The 230-nt window shown below is 45.2% G+C and carries 1 protein-coding gene; it reads left to right on the top strand.

Translation table 11 applies throughout. The features are described 5' to 3' along the window. On the top strand, positions 1–230 hold a 230-nt coding region (locus ABXT06_RS22735), incomplete at both ends, for a glycoside hydrolase family 3 N-terminal domain-containing protein (protein WP_354592761.1).

Below are 230 nucleotides of genomic sequence, written 5' to 3'. Positions count from 1 at the left end.
GGAACGGCAGAATTAAAATACGAACATTTAAGAAAAGGACTGGTCGGATCAATGCTGACGGTTCGCGGTGTGAAAGAAGTGCGTGCCGTACAGAAAATTGCGGTGGAAGAAACCCGTTTGGGAATTCCGTTGATTATTGGTTTTGACGTAATTCATGGCTATAAAACGTTAAGTCCGATTCCGCTGGCAGAAGCAGCGAGTTGGGATTTGGATGCGATTAAGAAATCGGC

Origin of the sequence: Flavobacterium sp. UW10123, from assembly GCF_040538975.1 — a bacterium.
Classification (GTDB): Bacteria; Bacteroidota; Bacteroidia; order Flavobacteriales; family Flavobacteriaceae; genus Flavobacterium.
This window is presented reverse-complemented; position numbering and strand designations above follow the sequence as displayed.